Source organism: Polaribacter sp. 11A2H, from assembly GCF_011379025.1.
Classification (GTDB): domain Bacteria; phylum Bacteroidota; class Bacteroidia; order Flavobacteriales; family Flavobacteriaceae; genus Polaribacter.
Window position 1 is genome coordinate 104,162 of sequence record NZ_WTLD01000006.1, and the last position, 25,273, is coordinate 129,434.

Consider the following 25,273-nt stretch of genomic DNA (forward strand, 5'->3'; position numbering starts at 1 on the left):
AAAAAATGAGTATTTTTCAATTTATTAAAAGTAAATCCTTTTTTATACAAGTTGCTATTGCAATTGTAGGTTTATTGGTATTTATTTTTGCCTTAAAATATTGGTTAGGCTATTCTACCAATCATCATCAAAAAATTCAAGTTCCTAACTTACATAAAATGTCTTTAGAAAATGTAAAACTAAAGTTAGAAGAATTAAATCTAGATTTTATTGTTATAGATAGCGCGAGTTACAATCCAGATTATCCAAAAAAATCTGTCATTGAGCAATCTCCAGAAACAGGAGATTTTGTAAAAGAAAAACGTAAAATTTACTTAACATTAAACCCATCTAAATATAGAGATGTTACTGTTCCTGATTTAAACGGAAGAACTAAGAGACAAGCCACTTCTCATTTACGCTCAATTGGTTTTAATATTGGTACAAACCCAATTTCTGTTAGAGATATTGGTAAAGATGTTGTACGTGGATTGCGCTACAAAGGAGAAATTCTAAATCACGGAGATAAATTACCCTTAAACTCTATTGTAGATTTAGTTTTAGGTGACGGAAACGGGAACTAGTATTCAGTATTCAGTATTCAGTATTCAGTATTCAAAAATAAAAAATTAAACTGTTAAAGGTTGATATTCGATGAATATTTACTTCGACTTAAAAAATAAATTTTGCAAGAAAATCAACCTCAAGATATAGAAAACGACGATTTGTACGAACATCATAGATTTACAGCTAGTGAAGGACAAGAACCTTTAAGAGTAGATAAATTTTTAATGAATTTTGTAGAAAACGCTACCAGAAATAAAATTCAACAAGCAGCAAAAGCAGGTAATATTTTAGTGAATGATGCGGTTGTAAAATCGAATCATAAAGTAAAACCAAATGATGTTGTTAGAGTTGTTTTATCATATCCGCCAGCAGAAAACTTATTGGTGGCAGAAGACATTCCTTTAGACATTGTTTATGAAGATGACACGGTAATTGTAGTAAACAAACCTGCAGGTATGGTAGTGCATCCTGGTCACGGAAATTATTCTGGGACTTTAGTGAATGGCTTAATTCATCATATAGAAAACTTACCAACCAATTCTAACGAAAGACCAGGTTTGGTGCACAGAATTGATAAAGATACTAGTGGATTATTAGTAGTTGCAAAAACAGAATTTGCAATGGCACATTTATCGAAACAGTTTTTTGACAGAACTACAGAGCGTTTGTATTATGCTTTAGTTTGGGGAAATGTAGAGGATGATGAAGGTACTATTATTGGAAACATAGGACGTAGTTTAAAAAACCGTTTGCAAATGGCTGTTTTTCCTGATGGTGATTTTGGAAAACATGCTGTTACACATTACAAAGTTTTAGAGCGTTTAACGTATGTTACTTTGGTACAATGTAAACTAGAAACTGGTAGAACACACCAAATTAGAGCGCATTTTAAACATATTGGACACACGCTTTTTAATGACGAACGTTATGGTGGAGATGATATTTTAAAAGGTACAACGTTTACCAAATACAAGCAATTTGTAAACAACTGTTTTAAAGTGTTACCAAGACAAGCGTTACATGCAAAAACATTAGGATTTACGCACCCTAAAACGGGAGAATTTATGCGTTTTAATTCTGAAGTACCATCAGATATTACAGAGTGTTTAGAAAAATGGAGAACCTACTCTGAGAATTCTAAGGATATAGATTTAGATTAACTTATTTTTAAAAAGCTACTTTCACAAACAGAAAGTAGCTTTTTTATTTAAAATAGAAATTACTTATCAAAAAACACTATCACTATTACAAATAATTATAACAGTATTAAATATTACTCTTAAAATACATTTAAGAAATCTATAAACATTTGTATTTTTATACTTTAATTATTTCTGAATTACATTATATGAAAATCATAATATCACCAGCAAAATCTTTAGATTTCGAAAGTAAAGTACCTACAAGTTTACATACGCAACCTCGTTTTTTAGACCAATCTGAAAAGTTAAATAAGAAACTAAAAACACTTTCTAAAAAAAACTTATCTGAGTTGATGAAAATTTCTGATGATTTGTCTGTTTTAAATTATGATAGAAATCAAACTTGGGCAACTCCTTTTACCAAAGACAATGCAAAGCAAGCTATTTATTCTTTTACAGGTGCTGTTTTTAAAGGGATTGATGTAAACTCTATTGAAGAAGAAAAAATACCTTTACTTCAAAATAATTTAAGAATTTTATCTGGTTTATACGGTTTATTAAAACCTTTAGATTTAATTCAGCCGTATCGTTTAGAAATGGGAACTCGTTTAAAAGTAGGTACTAAAGAAAATTTGTACAAGTTTTGGGGTGATACTGTTGCCAATGCATTAAATGAAGAATTAGAAGACGGAGAATTATTAGTAAATTTAGCAAGTACAGAATACTTTAAAGTAATTCCTAAAAAGGTTTTAAAAGTACCAATGGTTACACCTATTTTTAAAGATTATAAAAACGGAGAATATAAAATTGTAATGACCTACGCTAAAATGGCTCGTGGTTTAATGGTGCGTTATATTATTGACAATAACGTTAAAACTATAGAAGATTTAAAAGGTTTTAATGTTGATAAATATCGTTTTTCTGAAGAACTGTCTTCTAGAAATGATTTGGTGTTTACTCGTTAAAAAAAAGTCTACAGTTTTTCAGTCTTCAGTTAGCAGTCACAAACTGACTGCTAACTGAAGACTGCCGACTGAAGACTGCCGACTGATTTCTAACAATCTACAATTCTTACCGTAACTGCCAAACCACCTTCTGAGGTTTCTTTGTAGTTTTTATTCATGTCTTTTGCGGTTTCCCACATGGTATCTATTACACTATCTAAATGCACCAAAGCTTCTTTTGGGTCAGTTTCTAATGCTATTTCTGCAGCATGAATCGCTTTTATTGCTCCCATAGAATTACGTTCTATGCAAGGCACCTGTACCAAACCAGCAATAGGATCGCAGGTTAAACCTAAATGATGTTCCATAGCAATTTCTGCAGCAGACAAACATTGTGCTGCTGTACCGCCTAATAATTCTGTTAAAGCAGCTGCTGCCATTGCAGAAGAAACACCTATTTCTGCCTGACAACCTCCCATTGCTGCTGAGATTGTAGCATTTTTCTTAAAAACACTCCCAATTTCACCAGCCGTTAATAAGAATTTTTTAACGTGACTAAAGTCGGCTTCATGGTTTTCTATCACCATATAATACATTAAAACTGCCGGAATAACACCTGCACTTCCGTTTGTTGGTGCGGTAACTACTCTACCCAAAGCGGCGTTTACCTCATTTACAGACAATGCAAAACAACTAACCCATTTTAAAATTTCTCTAAATTTTACTTCTGTACTTCTTATGGCAGTTAACCATTCTTTTGGGTTTGTATAACTGGTATCTTTTATTAATTTTTTATGTGTATCAAAAGCACGTCTTTTTACATTTAAACCTCCAGGAAGCCTTCCTTCTGTATGACAGCCTGTAAACATACATTCTAGCATCGTATCCCAAATTCTGTGCAATTCTTTATCTATATGTTCTGCAGAATTTAATTCTAATTCATTTAAAAGAACGATATCAGAAATTAATAAATTTTCTTTTTCACAATACTCTTCTAGTTGTAAAGCCCTGTTGATTGGAAAAGGAAAATTCTTTTTATTGATTTCTATTTCTTCTTCTAAATGATCATTTTCTTGCACAATAAAACCTCCTCCAATAGAAAAATAGGTTTGTGTAGAAATTTCATCACCTTTAAAAAAACCTCTAAAAGTAATTCCGTTTGCATGAAATGGTAAAAAGGCTCTATTAAATACAATAGATTCTTTATAGAAAGGCACTTCTTTTTCTCCGTTTAAAGAAAGTATTTTTAATTCCTTAATGTCATCAATAATAGTAGCAATGTTTTCAATAGGCAAATATTCTGGATCTGCTCCTGTTAACCCTAATTGAATTGCCAAATCGGTAGCGTGCCCCTTACCTGTTAAAGATAGAGAACCATATAAATCTACCTGAATTGCATCAACTAAATGAAAATTTTCATTTTCTTTTAATTGACGTATCCATTGTTCGGCAGCTCGCCAAGGCCCAAGTGTATGAGAACTTGAGGGACCAACACCTATTTTGAGCATATCAAAAACACTAATAAATTGCGACATTCGTAAGATTTAATTAAGAATTGTGGTAAATGTAAAAAATCCAACTCAATGAGTTGGATTTTTTTATTAAAATTATATTTTATATTAGTTGTATATCGATTCCTTTCCAAATTCTACAGCTAACATATAGTAAAAGACTGCTCTGTATTTATTTCTTTCAGATTTACCAATTGCCTCCACTACTTTATTGATCGCTTCATCTAATTTTGGACCATCTGCTAAACCTAACTTTTTAATTAAAAAATTATTTTTAACCGTTAACAATTCTTTTGCATCTGAACCAGACACGGTTTCAGCATCTTTTTTATAAATAGATGGACCTAATCCCTTTGTTACAGCCTTTAATAAGTCTGCATCATATTTTAGACCTTTATCGTCCATAAACTTAGAATACTGCGCTACTTTTTCGTCAAATTTACTCATGATTTTTTTTTAGAATTTTAGATTATAACTTATAGATTTACTTTATCTCAAATAGAACTATCCAAATATAAGGAATTAAAAATTATATTCAAATATTCTTCCTATCCAATCTATTAGATACATTTTGTGTCATTATGTCACATTAATTTAATTTTTTTTTTTAAAATAACTGACATTTGCTAGTATAAAAGCGGTTGGCACAGCATTTGCCTAATAGAAAATGTAAAATTGAATTAAAATTTATTAAAATAAATATTATGAGTAAAATTATTGGAATTGATTTAGGTACAACAAACTCTTGTGTTTCTGTAATGGAAGGAAACGAGCCAGTTGTAATCCCTAACGCAGAAGGAAAAAGAACTACACCATCTATCGTTGCCTTTGTAGAAGGAGGAGAACGTAAAATTGGTGACCCAGCTAAAAGACAAGCTGTAACAAACCCAACAAAAACTGTTTATTCTATTAAACGTTTTATGGGTAACAAATTTTCTGAATCTACAAAAGAAGCAGGAAGAGTACCTTATAAAGTTGTAAGAGGAGATAATGATACACCTAGAGTAGATATTGATGGTCGTTTATATACGCCTCAAGAAATTTCTGCAATGGTGTTACAGAAAATGAAAAAAACTGCTGAAGATTATTTAGGAACTGAGGTTACTGAAGCAGTTATTACTGTACCAGCATATTTTAACGATGCACAAAGACAAGCTACAAAAGAAGCTGGTGAAATTGCAGGTTTAACTGTAAAAAGAATGATAAACGAACCAACAGCTGCAGCATTAGCTTATGGTTTAGACAAGTCTAACGACGATAAAAAAATTGCTGTTTTTGATTTTGGTGGTGGAACACATGATGTTTCTATCTTAGAATTAGGAGATGGTGTTTTTGAAGTATTAGCTACAGCTGGTGATACACATTTAGGTGGTGATGATGTTGATGAAAAAATCATTAACTGGTTAGCAGATGAGTTTAAAGCGGATGAAGATTTAGACTTACGTAAAGACCCAATGTCTTTACAACGTTTAAAAGAAGCTGCAGAAAAAGCGAAGATTGAATTATCTTCTTCTGCTTCTACAGAAGTTAACTTACCTTATGTTACTGCTACTGCTAGTGGACCAAAACACTTGGTAAGAACTTTATCTAGAGCTAAATTTGAGCAATTAATTGACGATTTAGTAAAAAGAACTATCGAGCCTTGTCAAACTGCATTAAAAAATGCTGATTTAACTATTTCTGATATTGATGAAGTTATTTTAGTTGGTGGTTCTACAAGAATACCTGCTGTACAAGAAGCTGTTGAAAAATTCTTTGGAAAAGCACCAAGTAAAGGTGTAAACCCTGATGAAGTTGTTGCTTTAGGAGCTGCTATTCAAGGTGGAGTTTTATCTGGAGATGTTAAAGATGTATTGTTATTAGACGTTACACCTTTATCTTTAGGTATTGAAACTATGGGGAATGTTTTCACAAAATTAATTGATGCAAACACAACAATTCCTACAAAAAAATCTCAAGTATTCTCTACAGCAGTAGACAACCAACCATCAGTAGAAATTCACGTATTACAAGGTGAAAGAGCTATGGCTGCAGATAACAATACTATTGGTCGTTTCCATTTAGATGGTTTACCTCCTGCACAAAGAGGTGTACCTCAAGTAGAAGTAACTTTTGATATTGATGCAAATGGTATTATTAAAGTTTCTGCTTTAGACAAAGGAACAAACAAATCTCACGAGATTAGAATTGAAGCTTCTTCTGGTTTATCTGAAGATGAAATTGCAAAAATGAAGCAAGATGCAGAAGAAAATGCTGATGCGGATAAAAAAGCAAAAGAAACTGCAGAAAAAATCAATGAAGCAGATTCTATGATTTTTCAAACAGAAAAGCAATTAACTGAATTTGGTGATAAATTATCTGCGGATAAAAAAGCACCAATCGAAGCTGCTTTAGTAGAATTAAAAGCTGCTCACTTATCTCAAGATTTAACTTTAATTGATACTGCTTTAGCAACTATCAATGAAGCTTGGAAGGTTGCATCTGAAGAGATGTATGCTGCTCAAGGTGGTGCTGCAGGAGCTGATGCTGGTGCACAACAAGGTCAACCAGAAGCTGATGCTCAGGGAGACAATGTTGAAGATGTAGATTTCGAAGAAGTAAAGTAAGTGAAATAGAATTTTGATAAATCAAAATTCGTTATTGAACTTATCCCGATAAAAGAGAGATCTTCTAAAAAGAAAAACATTTTTTCTTAAAATAACTAAAACGCAATCATTAATTTGATTGCGTTTTTTTATGCGTCATTGCGAGGAACGAAGCAAACTCTATACGATAATTCAGATTCCTTTATTAAATTTGCCACAAAAAAAAGACCCTTCAGGTTTTAAAAACCTGAAGGGTCTAAATTATTAAAAAGAAAATTTTTGAAAACCTACAACAAAACCAACTTCTTTAAACATACCTTCTGCGAATTTAACCAAGTTGATAATTTTCAATTTCCAGAAAACACCAATTATAAAAGCAAATCAGAAAGTATGTATTTCTATACAGATGAAGGTGTGTATAGAAAATCTAATCATTGGGGACGTGTGGCAAATTGCAGATGGAAATTAATTGCTAACGAAGATTATAAAAACCAACAAATAGTGATTGGTTTTGCAAAATGGAAGGACTTTTACCCTATCAATTCTACTGAAAAAATATTTTTTATTGATGTCAATTTTGAAGAAAAAACAGCGAGAATTCAACCTAAAGAAACAGGTGCCAATAACTTACTTTTTACTTTAAATGAAGCACAACAAAAAATAAAACAAATCTCAATTTTATTTAAAGAAACAAAATGGGCAAACTATTTTGAAGATGATATAGACACTATTCGATTTAAAGTGATTACAGAATTTATAAGTTCAAAGAAATCACTTCCAGAAATAAAAAGAAGTTTCAAATAAGAAACCATCACTTTTCAGTAAATTTGCTTTTCTAAAAATCTAATAACACCACTTTTTAAACATCTAATAAGAAATGAACATTCCACAAACAAGTTTCCCTAGAGTTGTAATTATTGGTGGCGGATTTGCTGGTTTGGCAGCAGCCAGAGGGTTAGAAGAACAAGAACTACAGGTTGTTTTAATAGACAAACATAATTATCACACGTTTCAACCTTTGTTATATCAAGTTGCAACAGGTGGTTTAGAACCAGATTCTATTGCTTTTCCGTTAAGAAAGCGTTTTAACGATGTAGATAATTTTTATTTTAGACTAACAGAAGTAGTAAAAATAAACCCTGAAAATAATACTATTGAAACTTCTATAGGAAACTTAGAATACGATGAATTAATTATTGCTACAGGTTCTACAACCAACTTTTTTGGAAATACAAACATCCAAAAACACACGATGGAAATGAAATCCATTCCGCAATCTTTAAATATTAGAAGTTTAATTTTAGAAAATTTTGAAGAAGCTTTATTAACTTCAAATATTGAAGAAAGAAATGCTTTAATGAATTTTGTAATTGTTGGTGGTGGACCAACAGGTGTAGAATTAGCTGGTGCTTTGGCCGAAATGAAAAAAGGAATCTTACCTAAAGATTACCCTGATTTAGATATCCGACAAATGCAGATAAACTTAATTCAAAGTTCTGAATGTATTTTAAAAGGAATGAGCGCAAAAGCTTCTGAAAAAGCAGAAGATTTTCTAATAAAACTAGGCGTTCATGTTTGGAAAAACTTGCGTGTTTTAGATTATGATGGAAAAACAGTAACGACAAATGGTGTAGATCATTTTAGAGCAGAAACTGTTATTTGGGCTGCAGGTGTAAAAGGTGAAATGATTGATGGCCTAAACACAGAATGTGTTATAGAAAGAGCCGCAAGAATAAAAGTAAATGAATACAATCAAGTCTTAGGGCACCCAAACGTATATGCAATTGGTGATGTTGCTTGTATGTCTTCAGAAAAAACTCCTTTCGGACACCCAATGATGGCGCAACCTGCTATTCAACAAGGTCGGTTAGTTTCAAAAAATATATTGGCAAAATTGTGCAACAAAGAACAAGAAGCATTTGTTTATAAAGACAAAGGCTCCATGGCAACTATTGGACGTAATAAAGCGGTTGTAGATTTAAAAAACTGGAAATTTCAAGGAGTTTTTGCTTGGTTTGTTTGGATGTTTGTCCACTTATTTTCTTTAATTGGTTTTAGAAATAAAGCCATTGTTTTTCTAAATTGGGTGTATAATTACATTCGTTTTGATAGAGAAACACGTTTAATTATTAGGCCTTATAAGAATAAAAACAGCTTTAGTTTTAGAAAATAAATGGCTGAAAAAAGAATTATAAAATGTCCGAACTGTGGGGTTTTCAATACTAATAAAGAGTATTGCACAAACTGCAACACCCTAATTTCTCATCAAAAGAAAAGAGAATTCAAAGCCAACATTGTAAAGCAAAAAGAAATTGATAAGGTTATTTATGAAAGAGAAAATCCTAATTTAACGGAAAGATTAAAAAACCATTCTAATATTTTATATAAAATTACCGGTTGGATTTTATATTCTGCATTTACAATTGTTAGTATTATTGGTGCTGGTTTGGCTTGGTTTATTGCAATGGTTGCTGCCGGATAAAATGAAAAAAATACTCTTTTATTATTTTTTAATTTCTTTATTGACAGGAACCACCATCTATTTTCTTCAATATTTCTCCGTTCCTTTACCTAAATTCATTCGTTTTTATGTGAATGATTTTTTAATCATTCCGATTGTTTTATTCATCTGTTTACAAATTTTAAAATGGTCTAAAAACGATAAAACTTACACGTTGAGTTTCCCTATAATTCTATACGTTTGTTTTATGTATAGTCTTTTATTCGAGTTTATTTTCCCTAAATACTTAGCAAGATATACCACGGATATTATTGATATTCTTCTTTATTTTGCAAGCGGATTTGTATTCTACTACCTTCAAAAAGATAAATACTGATAAAATTTCGAAAGAAAACATTCGCATTTAATACCAAGTGCTATTGCAAAAAAAATCTTCTTTAGAAAGTTCTTTTGATCAATCAAAAAAGTATTCTAAAGAAGATATAAAGAAATAAAATACACTTAATTACTATTTAGACTCTTCATTGTTTTCATCAAGTGTTTCCGTTAACGTTTTCATAAAAGCTACTATGGCGTCTTGTTCTTCTACAGTTAAGTTCAGTTCATCAAAAGGTAAGGTTTGGTGCTCCAAATCAAAACCTAATCCACCTCCACCGCCAAGGTTATAAAACTCTACTACTTGCTCTAAAGTATTGTAAACACCGTTGTGCATATACGGAGCAGTTAATTCAATATTTCTTATAGAAGGTGTTTTAAACATTCCCTTATGCAGTTCTTCTTTAAAGCTCCAATAAAATCCTAAATCATCATCTAATTTTTTATTTTCTGCTGTTTCCGGAACTCCAATAACTTCTTTTTCTGTCTCCGTAAAAAATGGAGGTACTGTACCATTTGTTAACGGCATAAAATGGCAAGTGGCACATAAAGCTTTTCCCATAAATAAGTTATACCCAAGTTTTTCTTCATCAGAAAAATTATTTTCTTCTCCTCTAATATTTTTATCAAATTTAGAATTGAAACCATTTAAAGTGGAAACATAAGATGAAATTGCTTTTATAACATCTGTATTATTAGAGGATACTTTACCAAAAGCATCTTTAAAAAGAGATGTATACGTTGAATCTTTTAAAATAGCATTAGAAAATTTATGAACGTTAGAATTAAACTCTTTATCGTTTGTAAAAACAGCTGAAATTTGATCTATTAATGTATTTGACCTTCCATCTAAAAAGAAACTTTGTTGAAAAGCAGTATTGATAAGTGTTGGTGTATTTCTTTGCAAAGGATTCCCCTGATTATCTGAATTAAAATCGACATTATCTGCATAACCTTTGTCTTCTAAATGACAGCTAACACAAGCCATTTTTCCATTTTCGGAAAGTTTAGGATCTGAAAATAATTTTCTTCCTAAAGCTATTTGTTTATCGGTTGGATTTTGGTTGATCGCTGGCGTAAAATAATTTAGATTAAAGCTATTATCTTCAAAAAAGGTAGGCGCATCAAAATTAAAAGGCGTTGTATTTATGGGTTTCCAAAGCGCACTCACTTTTCTTATTTCAACCCAATTTCTAGTAATTGAATTCATATAATCTCTTGTAAATGTAAAACGGTCAAACGTATCAAAGTCTTCATTTGTTTTAATAAACGAAATAGCGTTTTCAATATTACTGTTAAAAGCAGCGTCTAACTCCTTATTTTTCTCTTTTACAACACCCTGTATTGTTTCCTTATAAACAGTTTGTAAACTTTCTAAGGAAATAATCGTTTCCTTAATTCCTAAATGACTTACGGGTGTATCAAAACCAGAAATAGCCAAACTTACAATTCTTAAAAGCTGTTGATGTGTTGCTATAAAAAAACGTTGCGGATTTAATGGTCGTTTTAGAATCCCTTTTTTTAGGTTTGAAAGCAAGCCCTTTTGCACATACAATTCTTGTTTAAAATCTGCTTCTGTAGTTTCATCATCAAAAACACTTTCTTCTATTTTTTGATACCCTACTGGTTTTATTATTTTACCAGTATCATCCTTATAAATTGATAAAGCAGGTCCGTTAGCTCTGTGACCAACTTCTGGGTTTAAGTAAGAGGCATAAGGTTCTGCTTTTTTAAATGCGGCTCTAGATAACGCAAAATACTTTTTTGATTTTTGGCCATGCATTCCTTCAACTTCTAAGCTATCTATATACAGCAAAGCAATATCTAAATTTTGAGCATAGTACTCTTGAGCAAAAGACCAATTAACAATAGGAATCATTTCTTTTTTATCCTGATTACAGGATATTAAAAGAATACCAGTTAATAAAAAAAATAACGATTTAAAATATCTAAACATGTTGAAAGTTATAAAATGAAAGAATCTTCATTATAAAAATGAAGATTCTTACTATTTAAAATATGGTCTATATTATCTATCTAATCCTTTTAACAATACAATTTGCCCACCTTCATTATGTGGTAAACTGCTTGAAACAAAATCATCACTTTTCCAATAATGTGGTTGTAGGTTTAACATAAAAGTACCTGGTACTCCTACTTTATCAGAAATATCCGTTAATGCACCAAACTCACCAGAAAAACCTGTAGAACCTTTTGGGTCTAAGTTGCTTTCAATTTTTAATGATAAAACAACTTTAGTGTTGTTACCATTTAAATCACTTTGATAAATTTGAGCAGCATGATTTCTAGAAAAAGAGTTTGGATCTTCTTGCGTATAAATATAGTTTTCTGTTACACAAAGATTATCTGGACTTTGTAATTCTGATAGATTACCATCCATATTATTAGTATCTGTATTACCGCTAATAATTTGCGTTAATTTACCTTCTAATGGGTTGGTAGCATCTAATTCAATTTTGTAAACAGTACCCCAATCATTATAAGTTCCTCTTCCTGGACCTCTACCAGTTACTGCAAAAAACACCTCTCTTGCATTGGCATCGCTACCTTTTCTATAATCTACATCTTCTACTCGCATAAACTGAGAAGCAAACACATTTGTACAAGCTGTTTCCATTTCATTTTTAGTTAAACTAGCTCCATCAACAATTTCAACAAATTCTATATCATACGATTTAGAAAAATCTAAACTTCCTTCATTATAAACAGTATTAGCAGCAACATCCATTGCTCCACCTGCCCCGTTAGACACTTGTTTAAATCTTAAAACATATACTTTTCCGTTTTCTAAATCGGCATCTCCATTTTCAGAAACATACATAATAACCTGTCCTTCAGATCCATTAGAATCATCATCACCACCAACAATTACCGTTTTACCGGCATACGCTCCTTGTGGTAAAGGCACTGCATTTTCCCAAGAAAATTCACCTAAAGCATCTAAACCAAAATCTGCTGTAGGTGTAGGTGTTTCAACCCAAGGGTCTATACCTTTTACATCATTAGCATAACTCTCTGAAGCAGATAAAAAGATATCTTTATCTCCACCGTGAACTGCCGCTTCCCACATAGTTCCAGAGCATTGTCTTGCATAATCTGCAACACCACTATTTAATAACCAATCTCCTTCTATAGGATTTAGGTCTTTGTCAAAACGAATTCTAGAAACTGCGTAATCATCTTCTGCATTTACCACATAGATGTACTCATCTCCATCTTTTAAAAATCCAGCACCATCTTGTGCACCAACTAAACGGAAACCGTTAGAAAGTACATCTGTAGAACTTAATAACGAAAAAGCTTCAACAGAACTAAAATCTGGATTTAATGTTACTAAAGGAGCTAAAGAAGATTTGTTAGAAAACATTTCTGGAGAAGGTGTAAAATCTTTACCGTCTGAACCGTCCGATCCATTAACGCCATCAACTCCGTCAATACCATCCACACCATCTTCGGGATTACAACTAGTTAAAACTGTACTTACAGAAGTTGTAACAAAAAGGAATAAAAATAATTTAATGTACTTGTTCATCATTTAATTTATTATGGTTAATTAATTGGTTACAAAAATATCTTTTGAAGCCTTATTAAATATTAACTAAGTATTACTGTTCCTTTAATCTTGAGTAACCTTACTGTTAAAAACGTTAAATAAATATTAACGGATAGGTAAAATTCTAGCTACAACATTAAGTAAACATAAAGAAAAGAAGGATGATACTCTTTTCTTTACAAAGACAACCTACGGTGGATTACTCATTTTCAACAAACTAAAAAAACTTAGATAAGATAAATTTATAGGCTTACTGAAATTTGTAAAAAAAGATATTCATCACATTCAAAAACGTTCATTTAGAAAATTAAAAACAGTTTTTCTTATTATATAAAAGTTTTACAACTCATCATTTAAAAAATACAACTCGGTATTTGTTTTTATTTTTTGATTGAATAACGCTACATCTTTGTAGCATCAAACCAACCAAGATGAAACCTATTCTACTTTTAATAGTATTAAGCTGTCAATTATCTACAATTACACAAAACACCATCTCAGGAAATGTAACCGATGCTAAAAACAATCCTATCAATGGAGCGAATGTTTATTTAGATGAAACGTATGATGGAACTTCGACCAACGATAAAGGAGAATTCTCTTTCAAAACTGATGAGAAAGGAACTCAAAACTTAGTCATTTCTTTTATTTCTTTTGAACCTTTTATAAAAACTGCGGATGTTTCATCACTTAAAAATTTAAAAATAAAATTAAGAGATGATGTAAGCTCTCTAGGCGCTGTAGTTATTAATGCAGGAACTTTTGAAGCCGGCGAAAAAGCAAAAGTGACTGTTCTTAAACCCTTAGACATTGTTACCACGGCAAGTGCTTTGGGTGATGTTATGGGTGCTTTGCAAACACTTCCTGGAACTTCTACGGTAGATGAAGATGGACGATTATTTGTGCGTGGTGGTGAAGCAGAAGAAACTCAGATTTTTGTGGATGGAATTCGTGTTTTTACACCGTATACGCCAAGTGCAAATAACATTCCTAGTCGTGGACGCTTTTCTCCTTTCTTATTTAAAGGAATTTCATTTTCTACTGGAGGATATTCTGCAGAATACGGACAAGCATTGTCTGGTGTTTTACAGTTAAATACTATTGATGAACCTACAGAAGAAAAAACAGACGTTTCTTTTATGACTTTAGGTTTAGGCGTTGGAAATACACAAATTTGGGAAAACAACTCATTTAGTATAAATACATCTTACATTAATCTGGCGCCTTATCAAGAAGCTTTTCCTGATAGAAATACATGGAAAAAGCCGGTACAGTCTTTAAGTGGAGAAATGGTGTATAGACATAAATTTAAAAATGAATCTTTGTTAAAATTGTATGGCGCATTTAGTTATACAGATTTTGATGTTATACAGGATAATATTAATTATGATGAAGGTTTTTACTTCGGATTAAAAAACAGAAACCTCTATTTTAATACTTCTTATAAGAATAAGTTTGGAGATAATTGGAGAATAGAAACTGGTTTTAGTTTCACCAACGATCATTCTAACCTTAAAATTATGGATGATTTAGTAACAGACAATGAAAACTCGATGCACTTTAAAGTGAAGCTTAAAAAACAGTTTTCTAACCGATTTAAAGTAAGTTTTGGTTCAGAATATTTTATGACCAACTTTAATGAAGATTATATCACAGACAAAAATCAGCAATATACATACAGATTTAACAACAACATTTTCGCTTCGTTTATAGAAACGGATATTTTCTTCTCTAAAAATTTGGCTGCAAAAATAGGACTTCGAGCAGAAAACTCAGAGTTACTAAATGAGTTTACACTTTCTCCAAGAACTTCAATTGCTTATAAAGTGAATAAAAACGCGCAATTTTCATTGGCATACGGACAATTTTATCAGAATCCAAAAAACGAATATTTAAAATTCAATACAGATTTTAAAGCCGAAAACACCTCACATTTAATCTCCAATTACCAACATACTAAACAAGGGCAAATTTTTAGAATTGAAGCCTATTTAAAAGAATACAAAGACTTGGTGAAATTTGATAATAACCGACCAATATTTACAAGTAATTTTAACAACAATGGAAGTGGTTACGCAAAAGGGCTTGATATTTTTTGGAGACAAAATAGTAAAATTAAAAACACTGATTATTGGGTTTCTTACTCTTATTTAGACACCGAAAGAGATTATAAAAATTATCCAACTACTGCAAGACCCAATTTTGCTTCTAAACATAATTTATCTTTGGTGGCTAAACATTGGATAGCAGATTGGAAAAGTCAAATTGGTTTTAGCTATAACTTTACTTCTGGCAGAAATTATACAAATCCTAACGAAGCAGGTTTTTTAAATAATGAGACGAAAAACTACAATTCATTAAGTTTAAATTGGGCATATTTAATAGATCAGCAAAAGATTTTATATTTCTCTGTAAACAACGTTTTAGGAACTCAGAATGTGTTTGGTTACAACTATAAAAACTCCGCAGAACCGAATGGAAATTTCGAGCGACAAGCAATTACTCCAAATGCAGATCGCTTCTTTTTTGTAGGTTTCTTTTGGACTATAAGTGATAATAAAAAGACAAATCAGTTAGATAATTTGTAAACGAAAAATTTTTTAAAAAGAAACTCTAAAAAAGAAATTCGGAGTAAAACCTTGAGATTTTGTGTCGTTTTTGACTAAGACATCGTTAAAACCAGTAGTTCTTTTACTTTCATATTCTCTTTTTAATATGTTTTCTTGATTGTAAATATTTAATAGTGATAGACCAATTTTGGCCTTTACTTTTTTATTCAACCTAAAATCATAGGTACTAGAAAAATCTAATCTATGGTAATTAGGTAATCGATCATCATTTATTCCGTTTCTAATAATACCAAAATTATCATCTTGCCCGCCAGTTGAAGAAAAAGGAACACCAACTCTGTAGCTAAAACCTGTAGAAAAAGTAAAGCTTTTATATTTAAAATTATTAGACCAATAAAAAGAATGAGAGACATCAAAATTACCGCTAAATTCTTTTCCTTCATTAAGTTCACTAAATGTAAAACTAGAACTCCCAGTGTTGTAACTTACCCAAGTATCAAAATTATGCCACGTTTTTTTTATCAACAAATCTAAACCAATCGTTACAGCTTCACCTGTATAAATTTCTTGAATAAAGCTATCGAACCCCGTTGTTAAAGTAGTTAATCCTTTTATTTTTCTTCGATATAAGTCTACATCAATAGTAAAATTATTTGCTGAATATAGAGCCCCAAAAGTTAACTGATTACTTTCTAATAAAGGGATTTCTTCATTGTTAGACAATGCCCAAAGCTGATTTTCTAAACCAAAATCTATGGTATCGAATTCTAATAATTTACTTATATTTTGTTGTTTTACTTCAAAAGAACTGTTTAACCAGAATTTAGGTAAAACGTTTATTTGCATAAAAATTCTTGGCTCTAAAGTATAGGTATCTATAGATGAAAAATAGTTGCCACGAACTCCAATTTTTAACGCATACTTTTTCTTAAAGTTATATGAATACTCACTAAACAAGGTATGAATATTATTACTATTGGTATCTAACGTTAATTTAGTTCCAGAAAATTGGTTGCTATTTTCTCTTTCCAAAAAGTAAGAAATATCTTGATATCCGTATTGATATCCATATTTCATTTGTTGAAACTCACCTATTGTTTGTAAAAAATCTAATTTCACTTCAAAATTAGCAACTTCATTTCTCTTTTCTATTTCAGCATATTCTACATCATTAGAAGTCTTTAAATTATTGTAATTCAAATTATATTTAGAATAACTAACATTTAAGTTTTGAGAAAACTTTTCTGTCCATTTTCTGTTCCAATGAGTACTATAACCAAGGTTTTTCAATTTTAAATGATCAGATCTTTTTTCTTCTAAATCTAAGTTTAGAAAATTATAATCGAAGTTATTTAAAATTCCAATCTGACTGATAGAAAGGAAATCTTTTTCAGTGGGTTTGTAATTTATTTTAAGATTATAGTCTATAAATTTAAAATCATTATCACTAATAACATTGTACTCTTCTGCATCTTTAGCGTCTTCTGTTACAGAAGAATGCTGAAAAGCTTTGTTAGATAATTTATCTATTGTTGGTGTTCTTACAATATCTGCAATAGACCTTCTTACAGAAAGAATTGCACTTACCTTTTTATCAATTGGTACTTTAAGATTTGCATCTACATGCGTAAAATTAAAACCAGCAGAACCAGATATTTTAGTTGCAATGTCAGACGATGTTTCTACATCTACAACACCTGCAATATGATTTCCGTATTTGCTATTTGAGGCTGTTCTGTACACCGTTACTTTATCAATTATATATGGATTTAACGCAGAAATTGCACCGAAAAAATGACCGGTGTTAAACAATTTAATTCCATCGAAAAGTATTAAATTTTGATCTGGTGTTCCTCCACGAACATGCAAACCAGAAGCAGTTTCATCAACATTTAAAATACCTGGTAATTGTTGTACACTTTGCAAAACATCTGGTTCTGTAAGCCCTGGAAGTACATTTTGATTTTTAGGCCTAAATACAATAGCGCCATCAATTGTTTTAGAAATTGAATTTGTTAAATAATTAGTAATAATTACTTCTTCTAAAAAAGTAGCTTCTTCTTGCATTGGTATTAATAAGCAGTCTTCAAAAATAAATGCCTGAAGGCTAATATCTATCGTTTTAAAACCAATAAAAGAGACTTCTAAAACAGCAGAAGTTTCTATGTTACTAAAACTAAACTTACCTTCATTATTTGAAAGTACACCAATATTTGTCCCTTTTATTTTTATAGAAGCTCCTCTTAATTTTTCTGTAATGTTATTCGCATTTTGTAATTGTCCACAAATAGTAATCTCCTTTGGTGGTAAAACAATTAAAAACCTGTTATCACTTACTTCTTTAATATCTAAATGAATTGCTCTTTTTAATTCTAAAATTATAGCTGCTATTTTTTTATCATCAATATTAAAAACAATACTTTTCCCTTTTATTAAATGATTTGCATACGCAAACTTTATATGAAATTTAGTTTCAATGGTTGTTAATACTTTTTTTAGGGAAGTCTCTTTTAGTTTATCCTCTTGCGAAAAAATATTTAAGGATAAAATTAAAAAGAAAAAGAAGATCTGTTTTTGCAAAATTTTTATTTTAAAGTAACAATTTTTTTATCGTTAGAAATGGTATAACTTATATTCATAGGTAATAAAACAGCATCTAAGGCTTGTTTTAAGTTTGTATGCACAAAACTACCTGTATAAAGTTCGTCCTTTTTTAATTCTAAATTTATCATTTTAATATGGTATTGTTTCTCTATAGATTTTAAAACAACCAACAAAGGCGCACTCACAAAAGAACTTTCTTGTTTTAACCAATCCGGATTCACTTTCTTAGTCCCTATTTTTAAAGGAACAGTATCTTTATATTGTGAAAACGTTTGTCCTTTAGTCAATATAACTACAATATCCTTTCTTTCTACTTTTACTTTTCCTTCAAAACACGTAACAGTTAAAAAATCTTCTTCTTCAAACACCGTAAATTGAGTACCTAAAACACTAATAATTCCTTCGGTAGTCTTTACTTGAAACTTACTTCCTTTTGCTACTTTAAAATACCCTTCTCCTTCTAATTCTAACGTTCTATCTTGTTTCCAATTTTTCTTATTATAAGATAAACTAGATTTTGCGTTTAAAATAACGGTAGAATTATCTGGTAACATAATTGTTCTTTTTTCCCCAAAACCAGTATTTATATCTGTATTAAAATTTAAAAAATAAAAAGTACTTACCAACAATAACAAAGTTGCAGCAACACTCATTATATTTTTTAAACTAAAAACTTTACTTTTTTTATCAGCCTTTAAAGAAATTACCTTTTTGTTTTCTGTAATTTCATTTACTATTTTTGAGAATACTTCTTCTTTATTAAACTTTGGTCTTTTAAACAAAGCAGCTTCTTCTTTTATTCTAACAAATAATTTATAATCTTCAGATTTTTTAAACGCACTAAGTTCTTCTTTAGTCATTTCTCCAGAAACCCATTTAGCCAACAATGTTTCAGACTTTTCTATAGCTTCCATATTAAATTCCTTTTATATACGTTCTTATTTCTTTTAAAGCTGCACTCATTCTTTTTTCTACTGTTTTTACAGAAATATCTAATTCTAAGGCAATTTCTTTGTACTTTTTTTTATCAATTCTGTTCATCAAAAAAACTACTCTTTGTTTTTCTGATAAATTACCAATAACCGTTTGTAGTTTTTTTAAAAACTCTTGTTCTTCTAACACATATTCTGGTGTTTCTGAAGTAACAGCATTTGGTATTATTTTTTGATGTTCTAAAACCACTTTTTGATGTCTATAATCACTTATAAATAAATTATTAGCTACCATAAATAGATAGGCTTTTGCTTTCTCGAAAATTACCTTTTTACAATTAGACCACATTTTAACAAAAGATTCTTGTACAAAATCTTCTGCTAAACTTTTATTGCCACATTTATAGAACATAAACCCATAAACATCATCTGCGTATTTGTTATAGAGTATTTCAAAAATTTTAGAATCACAAACAGACTTCAATTCTTTCATAGGATATATTCTTATTTATAAAACGTTTAAAGTTGATAAAACCCTACAAAAAATAAAAAGGAGGGTTTTTATAAAGTAAAACGTTTAATACCAAAGTCAACAAAAGTAGTTATAAATAACAACTCTAAAATTATTTATCATCATGAAAAAGCTCTCACTATTATTACTGTCTGTCCTCTTTATCAGTTCTTGTACAAGTACAGATAATGAAGACGAATCTCTTAGTACTCCAGTAATTGCTATTAATTTTGTAGACACGGTTTTCTTACCTAAGAATAGTATTGAAATAAATGCTACCATAACCGGTAGATCTGGTCAAATACAAAGTATTTTATGGAAAAAAACAGCTGGTGGTACTGCCCTTTTTGAAAATGATAAAAAAGATATTACAGTAACAAATTTAGAGGAAGGAAATTATAGCTTCACTTTAACGGTAGCTAATAATAATCAATCATCCGAACAGTCAATCTCTTTTAGTGTAAGTAATGAAAAAGTACTTTACAATTTAGATTTTGAAGATTCTAACGAAGGTTTTACAACAAGTATTTTTGGGAATTACACTGCTGGAAAAAAATTAAGAAATGTTACCGAAGAAACAAACCACTGTGGTACAGTTTACATGGGTAAAAAAGAAGATTTTACAGATTGGCTTACCTATTCTTATATAGGTAACGACTCTAATTTTGTTGCTACAAATATGGGCACTTGTCTTGGTTATTTTGTTTCTGCCATAGAAAAAGAAATCACTTTTACAGAAGATTCTACGAGCAACAATTTAAGCATTCAATTTCAATATTATAAGCCAGGAGACTTCTCTAAATGGGGGAATTATAATTTAGAAGTAGCTATATATGAAAATGACTTAAACAATACCTCAGAGCCAATTATCTCTTTTTTTCCTGAAGTAAACTCGGAAGGTTGGAGTCTTTTTAATGAAAAAATAAGTTTAAAAAAAGGCTCTTACAAATTAATAATTATAAACACAAACGCACAAACAGCAATAGATAATATTATCCTTTATAAAAACAACTAAAATGAAAACAACTACAATTAAATTCGACTTCAACAAAATGATTAAATTAGTATTAAAGGAATTAAAAGAAATAAGTAAAGCAGCTTCTTTTGCAATGAACCATTAACGTTAAACACATCTTCTAAAAGAGGTTGTCTAAAAAGTAATTTTTTGTCAATCTGAATTTATTTCAGATTCTTTTGAAATTTGATATTCAGTAAATTAAGATACTGAAACAAGTTCTGCATGACAAGATTTATTACTTTTTAAGGCAGCCTCTTTTTTTTGTTACTTATAAAAAACAAGTATTTTTTACAACTCAGAAACAAAAAACAACAATTCGGTATTATTCTTGTATATTATCCTTAAAAACATCTGATATTTGAAATATCAAAAAAGAAAAATAGTTATGAAAAAATTAATTTTAATATTCACTATCATTTTTAGTGCAATTTCAACTACAAACGCACAAGAAGAAACTGCCAACTTAACTATTAATATTTCTGGTTTAAATTCGGATAAAGGATCTTTATTAATTGGTCTTTATAACAATAAAGATACTTTCTTAAAGAAACATTTTAAAGGTGATGTTGTTAAAATTAAAGACAAAAAATCATTAGTCATTTTTAAAGATTTGCCAAAAGGAGAATATGCTGTTTCTTTTATTCATGATGAAAATAGCAACAACAAAATGGACACCAATTTCATGAAAATCCCTAAAGAAGACTATGGTTGCTCAAACAACGCTAGAGGCTTTATGGGACCTCCAAAGTACAAGGATGCTAAATTTCAATTAATAGCAAACAAAACAATTGAAATTAAAATATAACCCAACTACCTAAAATTTTATAAGATGAAAAAATCTATTTTAATCATCGCAATTTTCATTGCGACAGGGATTGCTGCGCAAACAAAATACCAAAAAGGAATGCAAAAAGCATTCGGATTATGGGAAAAAGGGAATTTAACAGAAGCTTCTCAATTATTTGAAAGAATATCTAAAGCAACACCTAAAAAATGGATGCCTGCCTATTATGTAGCAACCATAGAAACAATTACATGTTTTGGTTTAAAAGACGAAACTGTTTTAAATGCAAAACTAATTAAAGCACAGGAGTATTTAGATATTGCAAAATCGAATTCTAAAAACAACCCAGAAATTTTGGTTGCTAAAGCTTTTTTAAACTTAGGATATATTGCTTTCGACGGACAAAAATATGGCATGACTTTATCTGGAGAAACCAGTCAATTATATGCAAAAGCATTACAAATTGCACCTAAAAATCCACGTGTTATTTTAGCACGAGCAGAATGGAATATGGGATCTGCTCGTTTCTTCGGTAAATCTACAAAACCTTATTGTGCAGAAATTAAAAGAGCAATTAACCTTGGTAAGAAAGAAAAAATTGATATTGAGTTTTACCCAAAGTTTATGCTAAAAAGAGCAGAAAATGTTTTAAAACAATGCAGCAAATAGTATTCAGTTTTCAGTAGCAGTTTACAGCTCATCATGGACTGAATACTGCAACTGTAAACTGCCAACTAATTAAGCAAGTATCTTCTTTATCAATTCTTGCTTCGCAACCTCATCATCACCAAACAACCATTGCAACACATTATCTTCCCAAATTTGCCCTTTTTCTGTTTCGGTAATAATATTCTCACTAATTGCTAAATCTAATATTTTACCAGGATAAGAAGACTGTGCATCACTTTCCATTTCTCCTAACGGATACGGATCGTCTAAGCCCATTAAAACCTGACTTGTGCCTTGTCTTTTAAACATTAATTTTAACGAATCGGTATCGTGCACCAAAGTATCAAAAAAGATATTTTTGTGACCAACCGCTTTTCTAGGATGCGTTTTCCCTTCAAATAAATCTGGTCTTCCATCAAAACCTTGTATCCTTCTTCCTAAGTTCATTTGTGCCAATTGACCTCCATGAGCAAAACATGTTCTAATGTTTTTAAAACGCTCTTGCATTCCGTTTAAGGTATAAAAATGATATGCGTCTCCGCATTGAGCCAACATCCAAATTAAGTGAAAACGCCAATTGGTATTTTCTAATTTTATCATTTTATCACCATCATACGGATGAATTTCAATTGCCAATTTATATTTATCTGCCAATTCAAAAATCGCATCATTTTCTTCATCAAAAACACAACGCCATTGCCCTATCGAATCCATAAAATGCGTTGGCAAGCATAATACTTTTAAACCTAATTCTTCTACACATCGTTTTATTTCATCTAATGCACCATAAATAAAACCAGGATGCACCACAAAACCACACGTAAATTTAGACGGATGTTCTCTTTGCACTTTTGCATTAAAATCATTCTGAAAACGCAACGCTTTTTTCATTTCTTCTAAACGTAAACCGTTACCATATAATTGAGAAAGGTTTAAAACCACCGCATGATCTAACTTGTTTTTCTCCATCCACAATAATTTCTCATCTAAGAAAAAACTAGAATCTGTCACAGGACGTTTCCATCCTTTCTGTAACATGTGTTTACGCTCATCGTCTACCCAAAAAATCTCTTTGTCCTTCATAAACTGAGGAATTTCTTCTGGATAAGGCAATAAATGTGAATGTCCGTTTATGCGAAGTTTTCTTTTTTCCATGATTACTGTCATTGCGAGTTTACGAAGCAATCTCTTTATTAACAAACCGATTACTTCATTCGTTCCTCATTCGTAATGACGAACTTTTTATTTTTTACTACTTACTGAAACTGATTAACTGCCAACTTTTTTCGGAGCTTCCATTACCGTTCCACAATTGTCACACGTGCATTTTTCTATATCAGAATAAAATTTATCAAAAATTATTGGCAAATCAACTTCTATATTTTCTAACTTAAATTTCTTTCTATACAAAAGGTTTCCACAGTTTTCACAATACCATTGCAAAGCATCTTTCATCTTCTTTCTTCGCGGATACTCAATTACCAAACCAACCGTATTTTCTTTTCTTTGTGGCGAATGTGGCACTTTTGCAGGCAACAAATAAATGTCACCTTCATTAATTTCAATATCAATTTGTTGGCCTTTATCATCAATTATTTTTAAAATCATGTCTCCTTCTACCTGATAGAAAAACTCCGGAGTTTCATTATAATGATAATCTTTTCTATTATTTGGCCCACCAACAACCATCACAATATACTCGCCATTATCCCAAACTTGCTTGTTACCAACAGGCGGTTTTAATAAATGACGATGTTCATCAATCCACTTTTTAAAATTTAAAGGCTGTACTAAATTGCTCATAAGAAAAAGCCCATCCTAACCTTCCCAAAGGGAAGGAACTCCAAACTGGGTGAAATTTGAAATCTTCTATTAATAATATATTTTACTCTACTAATATAATTCTTTTCCTGCATTAAACTACCTCCCTTTGGGAGGATTTAGGTCGGCTTTTATAAACTCTTGGTTCTACCTCCATCCACAGGAAGATTAATTCCATTAATATAACTTGCTTGTTCACTTGTTAAAAAAACAATAGCAGCAGCAGTTTCTTCTGGTTTTGCAAAACGTTTTGCGGGCACATAACTCTTCATAATTGCAACCATTTCAGTTTCAGTAGTATTTTCATTTTTAGCTTTTATTTTAACAATCTCATCTAAACGAGCCGTATCTGTAAAACCTGGTAATACATTATTGACTGTAATTTGAAAGGCTGCCAATTCTGTAGACAATGTTTTTGCCCAATTACCAACCGCATTTCTAATGGTATTAGAAACCCCTAAACCCGGAATTGGTTCTTTTACAGACGTAGAAATGACATTAATAATTCTCCCAAATTTTTCTGTTTTCATAAACGGAACAACCGCTTGTACCAATATCTGATTGCAAACAACATGCATTTGAAACGCATTAATTAAATCTGATGAGGTTGCAGAAATTAAAGCGCCACTTTTTGGTCCACCTGTATTATTAACTAAAATATGAAATTTTAAATCTGTAGTTTCTAAAACTTTCTGTAACTCTTCTGGATTAGAAAAATCTGCCACCAAATAATTATGCTTTTGATTCTTGTTTGGTAATTCGGCTAAAACTGTTTTTAACTTTTCTTCATTTCTAGCAATTAACGTAACATTTACGCCTTCTTCTGCTAATAAAATTGCAGTTGCTTTTCCTATTCCTTGTGTGCTTCCACAAACTAAAGCGTTTTTGTTTTGTAATCCTAAATTCATCTTTTTTGTTCTATGTTCCGTCGAGCGCAGTCGAAAATTATATCATTTTACAATCTATGCAATTTGTCTCTTGTCTCTTTGTTCTTGATACTTGATACTTATTTATAATCCAAAACCATCTGTTTAATCTTCACAGCTTTTTCAAAATGATCTAATTTATGAGTTTCAATCCACCATTTAGCGACTTCCATTAACAAAACCGGATTATCATTTTTATTCTTGAAAAATGCATAAAAAGACAAACCAACATTGGTTCCTTTTTTAGCTATTTTATCCTCACAAACTGCTATTATTTTTTCTTTTATTTCTGTATTCATA

General features: G+C 30.7%; 23 protein-coding genes. 12 read left to right on the plus strand and 11 right to left on the minus strand.

Annotated features, from left to right (window positions below; all coding sequences use genetic code 11):
- Positions 1-5 precede the first annotated feature (5 nt).
- From GQS58_RS09430 to yaaA, 3 genes are all read left to right on the plus strand, one after another.
- Positions 6-563: a PASTA domain-containing protein gene (locus GQS58_RS09430; protein WP_166385206.1), complete on the plus strand. Its 558-nt coding sequence runs from the start codon at positions 6-8 to the stop codon at positions 561-563.
- 102 nt (positions 564-665) lie between these two features.
- Positions 666-1,706 (plus strand): RluA family pseudouridine synthase, encoded by a 1,041-nt coding sequence (locus GQS58_RS09435; RefSeq protein ID WP_166385208.1) that lies wholly within the window; start codon positions 666-668, stop codon positions 1,704-1,706.
- 188 nt (positions 1,707-1,894) lie between these two features.
- Positions 1,895-2,653, plus strand: a complete 759-nt coding sequence (yaaA, locus tag GQS58_RS09440; protein ID WP_166385210.1) for a peroxide stress protein YaaA — start codon at positions 1,895-1,897, stop codon at positions 2,651-2,653.
- Between the two features lie 89 nt (positions 2,654-2,742).
- Here yaaA and GQS58_RS09445 read toward each other — a convergent pair whose 3' ends face one another.
- Positions 2,743-4,167 (minus strand): L-serine ammonia-lyase, encoded by a 1,425-nt coding sequence (locus GQS58_RS09445; protein ID WP_166385212.1) that lies wholly within the window; start codon positions 4,165-4,167, stop codon positions 2,743-2,745.
- A gap of 84 nt (positions 4,168-4,251) precedes the next feature.
- Positions 4,252-4,590, minus strand: a complete 339-nt coding sequence (locus GQS58_RS09450; RefSeq protein ID WP_166385214.1) for a DUF2853 family protein — start codon at positions 4,588-4,590, stop codon at positions 4,252-4,254.
- A 257-nt stretch (positions 4,591-4,847) separates the two neighbouring features.
- Between GQS58_RS09450 and dnaK the strand changes: the two genes are divergently transcribed.
- From dnaK to GQS58_RS09475, 5 genes are all read left to right on the plus strand, one after another.
- Positions 4,848-6,749: a molecular chaperone DnaK gene (gene dnaK, locus GQS58_RS09455; protein ID WP_166385216.1), complete on the plus strand. Its 1,902-nt coding sequence runs from the start codon at positions 4,848-4,850 to the stop codon at positions 6,747-6,749.
- A 258-nt stretch (positions 6,750-7,007) separates the two neighbouring features.
- Entirely contained in the window at positions 7,008-7,532 is a 525-nt protein-coding gene (locus GQS58_RS09460; protein ID WP_166385219.1) for a hypothetical protein, read from the plus strand.
- Between the two features lie 73 nt (positions 7,533-7,605).
- Positions 7,606-8,901, plus strand: coding sequence for an NAD(P)/FAD-dependent oxidoreductase (locus tag GQS58_RS09465; protein ID WP_166385221.1), 1,296 nt, complete (start codon positions 7,606-7,608; stop codon positions 8,899-8,901).
- The gene (locus GQS58_RS09470; protein WP_166385223.1) at positions 8,902-9,210 is read left to right on the plus strand and encodes a hypothetical protein; all 309 of its coding nucleotides are present in this window, start codon (positions 8,902-8,904) and stop codon (positions 9,208-9,210) included.
- A 1-nt stretch (position 9,211) separates the two neighbouring features.
- A complete protein-coding gene (locus GQS58_RS09475; protein ID WP_166385225.1) occupies positions 9,212-9,565 on the plus strand; it encodes a hypothetical protein in 354 nt (117 codons plus the stop codon).
- A gap of 132 nt (positions 9,566-9,697) precedes the next feature.
- Here the strand turns inward: GQS58_RS09475 and GQS58_RS09480 are convergent, their stop codons facing one another.
- Positions 9,698-11,443, minus strand: a complete 1,746-nt coding sequence (locus GQS58_RS09480) for a cytochrome-c peroxidase (protein ID WP_240914584.1) — start codon at positions 11,441-11,443, stop codon at positions 9,698-9,700.
- 150 nt (positions 11,444-11,593) lie between these two features.
- Entirely contained in the window at positions 11,594-13,120 is a 1,527-nt protein-coding gene (locus GQS58_RS09485) for a hypothetical protein (RefSeq protein ID WP_240914585.1), read from the minus strand.
- 449 nt (positions 13,121-13,569) lie between these two features.
- On the opposite strand from GQS58_RS09485, the gene GQS58_RS09490 reads away from it, so the two are divergent.
- Entirely contained in the window at positions 13,570-15,726 is a 2,157-nt protein-coding gene (locus GQS58_RS09490) for a TonB-dependent receptor (protein ID WP_166385229.1), read from the plus strand.
- A 12-nt stretch (positions 15,727-15,738) separates the two neighbouring features.
- Here GQS58_RS09490 and GQS58_RS09495 read toward each other — a convergent pair whose 3' ends face one another.
- The 3 genes from GQS58_RS09495 to GQS58_RS09505 are packed head-to-tail and all read right to left on the minus strand — an operon-like array spanning position 15,739 to position 19,737.
- Positions 15,739-18,288 (minus strand): carboxypeptidase-like regulatory domain-containing protein, encoded by a 2,550-nt coding sequence (locus GQS58_RS09495; protein ID WP_166385231.1) that lies wholly within the window; start codon positions 18,286-18,288, stop codon positions 15,739-15,741.
- Positions 18,289-18,293: 5 nt separating this feature from the next.
- Positions 18,294-19,226 carry a FecR family protein gene (locus GQS58_RS09500; RefSeq protein WP_166385233.1) on the minus strand — a complete coding sequence of 311 codons (933 nt, stop codon included), beginning with the start codon at positions 19,224-19,226 and terminating at the stop codon, positions 18,294-18,296.
- 1 nt (position 19,227) lies between these two features.
- Positions 19,228-19,737, minus strand: a complete 510-nt coding sequence (locus GQS58_RS09505) for an RNA polymerase sigma factor (protein WP_166385235.1) — start codon at positions 19,735-19,737, stop codon at positions 19,228-19,230.
- Positions 19,738-19,879: 142 nt separating this feature from the next.
- Between GQS58_RS09505 and GQS58_RS09510 the strand changes: the two genes are divergently transcribed.
- The 3 genes from GQS58_RS09510 to GQS58_RS09520 all read left to right on the plus strand — a co-directional run bounded on the left by GQS58_RS09510 (position 19,880) and on the right by GQS58_RS09520 (position 22,226).
- Positions 19,880-20,770 (plus strand): PKD domain-containing protein, encoded by an 891-nt coding sequence (locus GQS58_RS09510; protein ID WP_166385237.1) that lies wholly within the window; start codon positions 19,880-19,882, stop codon positions 20,768-20,770.
- 388 nt (positions 20,771-21,158) lie between these two features.
- Positions 21,159-21,578, plus strand: coding sequence for a DUF2141 domain-containing protein (locus GQS58_RS09515; protein ID WP_166385239.1), 420 nt, complete (start codon positions 21,159-21,161; stop codon positions 21,576-21,578).
- 24 nt (positions 21,579-21,602) lie between these two features.
- Complete coding sequence (locus tag GQS58_RS09520; RefSeq protein ID WP_166385241.1) at positions 21,603-22,226, plus strand: hypothetical protein; 624 nt, start codon at positions 21,603-21,605, stop codon at positions 22,224-22,226.
- Between the two features lie 69 nt (positions 22,227-22,295).
- On the opposite strand, the gene GQS58_RS09525 is transcribed toward GQS58_RS09520, so the two are convergent.
- The 4 genes from GQS58_RS09525 to GQS58_RS09540 all read right to left on the minus strand — a co-directional run bounded on the left by GQS58_RS09525 (position 22,296) and on the right by GQS58_RS09540 (position 25,272).
- On the minus strand, positions 22,296-23,381 hold the full coding sequence (locus GQS58_RS09525) for an amidohydrolase family protein (protein WP_166385243.1): 1,086 nt from the start codon (positions 23,379-23,381) through the stop codon (positions 22,296-22,298).
- A gap of 114 nt (positions 23,382-23,495) precedes the next feature.
- Complete coding sequence (locus tag GQS58_RS09530) at positions 23,496-24,029, minus strand: 3-hydroxyanthranilate 3,4-dioxygenase (RefSeq protein ID WP_166385245.1); 534 nt, start codon at positions 24,027-24,029, stop codon at positions 23,496-23,498.
- A 149-nt stretch (positions 24,030-24,178) separates the two neighbouring features.
- The gene (locus GQS58_RS09535) at positions 24,179-24,955 is read right to left on the minus strand and encodes an SDR family oxidoreductase (RefSeq protein WP_166385247.1); all 777 of its coding nucleotides are present in this window, start codon (positions 24,953-24,955) and stop codon (positions 24,179-24,181) included.
- 98 nt (positions 24,956-25,053) lie between these two features.
- On the minus strand, positions 25,054-25,272 hold the full coding sequence (locus tag GQS58_RS09540) for a DUF6500 family protein (RefSeq protein ID WP_166385249.1): 219 nt from the start codon (positions 25,270-25,272) through the stop codon (positions 25,054-25,056).
- Position 25,273: the final 1 nt, after the last annotated feature.